This is a genomic window from Mycobacterium sp. (assembly GCF_035603715.1).
In the GTDB taxonomy this organism is placed as follows: Bacteria; Actinomycetota; Actinomycetes; order Mycobacteriales; family Mycobacteriaceae; genus Mycobacterium.
Genome location: NZ_DATNJW010000416.1, coordinates 1 through 6,497, shown reverse-complemented (window position 1 = coordinate 6,497; position 6,497 = coordinate 1). Strand labels below are relative to the sequence as shown.

Genomic DNA, 6,497 nt, shown 5'->3' with positions numbered 1-6,497 from the left:
TCGCGTAGTGCAGGAAGTACGGCAGGATCACCTCGAGTTGGGTGCGCACCGTGGACAGTGTTACCAGCGCCCGGGCCGCCTCCTCTTGCAGCACAACGTTGTAGCGGTAGTCGGGCACGCCGGCACCGCCGTACTCCTCGGGAATCGCCATCCCGAGCATCCCGAGCGCACCCATCTTCTTGAAGACGTCGCGTGGCATCCGCCCGCCCTTCTCCCACTCGGGGTAGGCGGGTACCACCTCCTTCTCGACGAAATCGCGGGCCAGCGCGCGGAATGCTTCGTGGTCTTCGGTGAAGAGGTCTCGACGCATGAATTCCCCTGTCAGGCAACAAGTTCGACGAGCGTGGCGTTGGCTGTGCCGCCACCTTCGCACATGGTCTGCAGTCCGAATCGAATTCCGTTGTCGCGCATGTGATACGCCAGACGAGTCATCAGCACGGCGCCTGATGCGCCCAGCGGGTGACCGAGCGCGATCGCTCCGCCCAGCGGATTGAGCAGATTCGGGTCGGCGCCGGTCTCGTCGAGCCACGCCAGCGGCACCGGGGCGAAGGCCTCGTTGACCTCGAATGCACCGATCTCGCCGATCGAGACGCCGGTCTTCTTCAGCACCTTCTCGGTGGCCGGGATGGGCCCGGTGAGCATCAGCACCGGATCCGCGCCGGTCACGGCGCCGGCCCGGTATCGCACCAAGGGCGTGAGGCCCAGCTCGACAGCCATTTGCGACGTCATGACCAGCAACGCCGCTGCGCCATCAGAGATTTGCGACGAATTACCGGCATGGATCACGCCGGCGTCGTCGAATGCGGGCTTCAGACCCGCCAATTTCTCGACGGTGGTTCCCCGCCGTATCCCTTCGTCCGCGGCGACGACGGCGCCGTCGTCTCCTTGAGTGGGAAAGACCGGAACGATCTGCTCAGTGAAGGCGCCGCTGTCCTGCGCCGCTGCGGCCCGCTCATGGGACAACGCGGAATACTCGTCGAGCCGGGTGCGGGAGAAGCCCCACTGCTTGGCGATCATCTCCGCCGACAGACCCTGGTTGAACGAGAAACCGCTATAGCGTTCAAGCACTTTGGGACCGTAAGGCTGTCCAGTGGCCCTCGCCGAGCCCAGTGGCACCCGGCTCATCACCTCTACGCCGCCGGCCACCACCACGTCCTGCTGGCCGGACATCACCGCTTGCACCGCGAAGTCCAGAGCCTGCTGGCTGGAACCGCAGGCCCGGTTGATCGTTGTGCCGGGGATGCTTTCGGGCCAGCCTGCCGCCAGCACCGCGTAGCGGCCGATGTTGCTGGACTGGTCGCCGACCTGAGACACACATCCCCAAACGACGTCGTCGATGATGTCCGGGTCGATTCCGGTGCGCTCCATGAGCTCACTGAGCACGATGGCCGACAGGTCGGCGGCGTGCATGCTCGACAATCCACCGTTGCGCTTACCGACCGGCGTCCGCACGGCCTCGACGATGACTGTTTCACGCATTTTTCTGCTCCGATCTCTTGACCGCCCATTGACCCGTGAACGACGGGTCCCGCTTTTCGGCGAAAGCCGCATACGCTTCGGCTGAATCGACCGTGGCGAAGTTACCTACCTGTGCGCGTGCTTCATTGGCCAGCGCATCGCGCATGGTCCGATCCACTCCCTCGTTCAGCAGCGCCTTGCTGTGCGCCAACGCAACCGGCGGCCCGGCGGCCAGCCGGTCGGCGACGTCGGCGACGAATGCGTCGATCCCGCCGGCATCCACTAGCCACGTCACCAGGCCCAGCGCGTGCGCTTCGGCGGCGTCGATGGTCTCTGCCAGCAGCACCAGTCGTTTGGCCTGTTGCAGGCCAACGATTTTCGGCAGCAGCCACGAGCCGCCAAGATCCACCGACAAGCCGCGCTTGGAAAAGATCTGCGAGAAGGTAGATTCGGGAGTCGCCGCCACCAGGTCGCAGCCCAGTGCCAGGTTCCACCCGGCACCAACCGCGACGCCGTTGACTTTGGCGATGGTGGGCACCGACAGCTCGTGCAGCGCCAGCGCGACGTCGGTCAGCCGCTGCAGCTTGTGGACGGGGTGGCTGTCGTCGGGCGTCGAGATGTCGGCACCGGAACAAAACGCGCCCTCGGCACCGGTGATCACCACAGCTCGCACACCGCGGTCTTTGTCGGCAGCAGTAAGCGCTTCGGCCAGCGCGACCCAGAGCTCACGGTTGATCGCGTTCTTGCGCCGTGGCCGATTCAGCGTCAGCGTCCGCACACCGTCGCGGTCGTCGCACAGCAGCGCAGCGTCTTCGGCGCTCATCGGGTGTAGGCCGGTCCGATGGCGCCCAATACGCGCAGGCGGTCGATCTCGTCATCGCTGACGCCGAGCTCGGCCAGCACCGCATCGGTGTGCTGCCCCAGCCCTGGCACCGCGCCCATCGGGGGCTTGAAGCCGGCGATGACGGGTGGGGGCAACAGGGCTTGGATCGGCCCGGCAGGTGTATCCACCTCACGCCACCGGTCTCGGGCGGTCAGCTGCGGGTGCACCAGCACTTCACTGGGCGTGTTGTACCGCGCATTGCCGATCCCGGCTGCATCCGCGGTCTTCTGCACATGGTCCAGGTCGTGTTGCGCACACCAGTCGCCGATGGCCTCGTCCAGGATGGCCCGGTGGGCACAGCGTGACGAGTTGCTGGCAAATCGTGGATCGTCGGCGAGATCGTCGCGCTCGATGATCTGGCGCGAAAGCCGCTGCCACTCAGCGTCGTTCGTCGTTCCGAGCACGACGGTCTGGTCGTCGGCGGTCTGATAGGCACCGTACGGCGCGACCGCGGGTGAGCTCATCCCCAACGGTTGCTGATCGATACCGGAATGCTGGGTGTAGGTGAGCGGATAGCCCATCAGCTCGGTCATGGTGTCGAGCAGGCTGAGTCCGACAGTGTTGCCATGCTGGGCAGGTGTGGACTGAGCGTCGCGGGAATAGAGCAGCGCCAGAATCGACAGCGCCGAATACAGTCCAGTGCTGATGTCCGCCACCGGTGGACCTGGTTTCGCGGGCGCGCCCGGACTGCCGGTGATAGCGCAGGCGCCCGACTCCGCTTGCACGAGCAGGTCGTAAGCCCGCTTGTGCGACAGCGGTCCGCCGGGACCGTATCCGTCGATCTCGACCGCGATCACGTTCGGGTGGCGCTGCTTCAGGTCGGCGGCGGAGACGCCGAGTCTGGCGACCGCGCCCGGAGCGAGGTTGGAGACCAGCACATCCGCTCGGTCGAGCAACCGATGCAGAATGTCCCGCCCCGCATCGGCTTTCAGGTCGAGTGTCACCGACTCCTTGCCCCGGTTGGCCCAAACGAAGTGCGCAGCAAGCCCGTTGACGACTTCGTCGTAGTACCGGGCGAAGTCTCCGCCCTTGGGGTTTTCCACCTTGATGACACGAGCACCGAAATCGGCGAGCACGCGGGTACACATCGGCGCCGAGACCGCCTGCTCCAGAGCCACCACGGTGATGCCCGTCAGCGGCCCCCGAGTTTCCGACATCACATCACCATGCCGCCAACGCGGTCAGATCGAACAGTGACCGCGCCATCAGTAACTCCTCGGCAATCCCAGCACGTGCTCGCCGAGGAAGTTGAGAATCATCTCCTGACTGACCGGTGCGATCTTCATCAGGCGAGCCTCGCGGAAGTAGCGCGACACGTGGTACTCCTCCGAGTAGCCCATCCCGCCGTGCAATTGCAGCGCCCGATCGGCTGCTGCGAATCCGGCGTCGGCACAGAGGTATTTCGCGGTATTGGCTTCGCGGCCACAGGGTTTGCCGTTGTCATACAGCCAGGTGGCCTTGCGCAGAATGAGTTCCGCGGCATCGAGGCGGGCCAGTGAGTCGGCCAGCGGGAACTGCAGGCCCTGGTTCATACCGATCGGGCGGTTGAACACCACGCGCTCGTTGCCGTACTTGACGGCCTTTTCCAGCGCGACGCGCCCGATCCCGAGCGCCTCGGCGGCGATCAGCATCCGCTCAGGGTTGAGGCCGTCGAGGATGTACTTAAACCCTTGTCCCTCTTCGCCTACGCGATCCTCGACCGGGACGATCAGATCGTCGATGAAGACCTCGTTGGAGCTGACGGCGTTGCGGCCCATCTTCTTGATCGGCCGGATGTCGACGTGGTCGCGATCGAGGTCCGTGAGGAACAGCGTCATACCGTCGGTCTTCTTGGTGACCTCGTCGAACGGCGTGGTACGCGTCAGCAGCAGGATCTTCTCGGACTCCAGCGCCTTGGAGATCCACACCTTTCGCCCGTTGATCCGGTAGGTGTCGCCTTCGCGCTTGGCGAATGTCGTGATGCGCGATGTATCAAGTCCCGCACCGGGTTCGGTGACGCCAAAGCACACATGCAGATCGCCATTGACGATTCGCGGGAGGGTCCTGGCCTTCAGCTCGTCGGAGCCGTGCTTGACGACTGGCTGCATGCCGAAGATGGTGAGGTGAATCGCGCTGGCACCGTTCATCGCAGCACCCGATCGCGAGACCTCCTCGAGCAGCAACGTCGCCTCGGTGATGCCGAGTCCGTGGCCGCCGTACTCCTCGGGGATCGTCATGCCGAGCCAGCCGCCGCTGGCGATCGCGTCGTAGAACTCTTGCGGGAATTCGTGCGCCTGGTCTTTTTCCATCCAGTAGTGGTCGTCGAACTTGGACGCCAACTCGGCGACCGACGCTCGGATCAGCTGTTGGTCATCGGTCAGCTCGAAGTTCATCCCACCGCCGGCCACTGCGAAGTCTCCTTTTGTCAGTTCAGCCACCGGCGCAGATATGTCCGGTGGCGCGTCAGTCCGTGTTGCCGGTCAGATTTTTCGCGCTGGCCGCAAATTCCGCGAACGACGAACCCGACCTGGAGTCCTTGTGCTTGCTGAGTGCGCGGATCGAAACATCGTGTCCTTCAGCAGATTTCCGCAATGCGCCCACCGAGGCCTGCGCTTCAGTGATGTGGCTGAACGGGTCGAAGGAATACCATTTCATCGCGTTCTGGTACGCCATCTTCTTGATCTCGTCGTCCGGCACACTGTTCTCGGACAGAACTTCCCATAATTCTTCGGGCGCGCCCGGCCACATCGAGTCGCTGTGCGGGTAGTCGGCCTCCCAGCAGATGTTGTCGATGCCGATCATGTTGCGGAGCTTGACACCGACCTTGTCGCTGATGAAGCAGGTCAGGAAGTGCTCGCGGAAAACCTCGCTGGGCAGCTTGCCCTTGAAGTCCTGGTGCGTCCACGTCGAGTGCATCTCGTAGGTCCGGTCGGCCCGTTCGAGGAAGTAGGGAATCCACCCAGTGCCGCCCTCGGACAGCGCGATCTTCAGGTCCGGGTATTCCTTGATCGGTTTGGACCACAACAGGTCCGCGGCGGCCTGCACGATGTTCATCGGCTGCAGCGTGATCATCACGTCCATCGGCGCGTCCGGAGCAGTGATCGCCAGCCGGCCCGAGGAACCGATGTGGATATTCATCACTGTGTTGGTGTCGCACAGCGCATCCCACAGCGGCTTCCAATAGTCGTCGTGGAAGCTGGGGTAGCCCATCGCGGCCGGGTTCTCGGTGAAGGTCAGCGCGTGGACACCCTTTTTGGAAACCCGTCGCACCTCTTTGGCGCACTCTTCGGCATCCCAGATCACCGGAATCGCCATCGGGATGAAGCGGGCCGGGTAAGCGCCACACCATTCGTCGATGTGCCAGTCGTTGTACGCCTGCACCAAAGCGACCGAGAAGTCGTGATCCTCGGTGGCGAACAGGCGGCCGGCGAAGCCGGGGAACGATGGGAAGCAGATCGACGCCAGGATGCCCCCGGCGTTCATGTCTTTGATCCGCTCGTCGACGTTGTAACAACCCGGGCGGATCTCATCGAGGCCCTGCGGCTCTATTCCGTATTCCTCTTTGGGTCGACCGGCCACCGCGTTCAGCGCGACATTGGGGATGATCGTGTCGCGGAACTGCCAGGTGTCCGAGCCGTCGTCGTTGTGCACCAGCCGCGGGGCATCGTCGATGTACTTCTTCGGCAGGTGGTCCTTGAACATGTCCGGTGGCTCGACGGTGTGGTCGTCGACGCTGATCAAAATCATGTCGTCTTTGTTCACTGCCCGGTCCTCTCAGTCGGGGGCGTTCGGGGCCCACCTGGTCATTGGCTCGCGGTTATGCCGTGATTGTTGCGAACCCGTGGTCGGCCCGTCGACGAATCGCTTTCGCCGCTGACATCTCCCGTGTATGAAAACTAGCTTCTCGATTCCCGAGAATCAACATCTTGAGGCTACCCCTGCCACGGTAAGGGTCGGGTTGGGGCAGCTGACGTGGCCGCGCGAGCAGGCAATGTCACCGCAGGTGGAACCCAAATATTGACCAATCCCGGAGTTCGTGGAAACCTATTGATCAAATATGAGAATCTGATTCTCTTAGACGAGGAGCCCGTATGCGTCTGTCCCCGTTGCCGGCGGATCAGTGGGACGACGCTGCCCGGCACGCGGTGTCGGGCATGCTCCCCGAGGAGCGGCGGAA

General features: G+C 63.7%; 6 protein-coding genes. All 6 read right to left on the bottom strand.

Going from position 1 to position 6,497, the window contains the following annotated elements:
- Positions 1–310, bottom strand: a 310-nt coding sequence (locus VN856_RS17155; protein ID WP_325691109.1) for an acyl-CoA dehydrogenase family protein, incomplete at its 3' end; no start/stop codon positions are given.
- Positions 311–321: 11 nt separating this feature from the next.
- Entirely contained in the window at positions 322–1,479 is a 1,158-nt protein-coding gene (locus tag VN856_RS17150; RefSeq protein WP_325691107.1) for a thiolase family protein, read from the bottom strand.
- Positions 1,472–2,281 (bottom strand): enoyl-CoA hydratase/isomerase family protein, encoded by an 810-nt coding sequence (locus tag VN856_RS17145; protein ID WP_325691106.1) that lies wholly within the window; start codon positions 2,279–2,281, stop codon positions 1,472–1,474. Before VN856_RS17145 ends, VN856_RS17150 begins: the two co-directional genes overlap by 8 nt.
- Positions 2,278–3,498: a CaiB/BaiF CoA-transferase family protein gene (locus tag VN856_RS17140; protein ID WP_325691104.1), complete on the bottom strand. Its 1,221-nt coding sequence runs from the start codon at positions 3,496–3,498 to the stop codon at positions 2,278–2,280. The genes VN856_RS17145 and VN856_RS17140 overlap by 4 nt, the downstream gene beginning before the upstream one ends.
- A gap of 48 nt (positions 3,499–3,546) precedes the next feature.
- Positions 3,547–4,713, bottom strand: a complete 1,167-nt coding sequence (locus VN856_RS17135) for an acyl-CoA dehydrogenase family protein (protein WP_325691110.1) — start codon at positions 4,711–4,713, stop codon at positions 3,547–3,549.
- 70 nt (positions 4,714–4,783) lie between these two features.
- Positions 4,784–6,082 carry an amidohydrolase family protein gene (locus tag VN856_RS17130; protein WP_325691103.1) on the bottom strand — a complete coding sequence of 433 codons (1,299 nt, stop codon included), beginning with the start codon at positions 6,080–6,082 and terminating at the stop codon, positions 4,784–4,786.
- Positions 6,083–6,497: the final 415 nt, after the last annotated feature.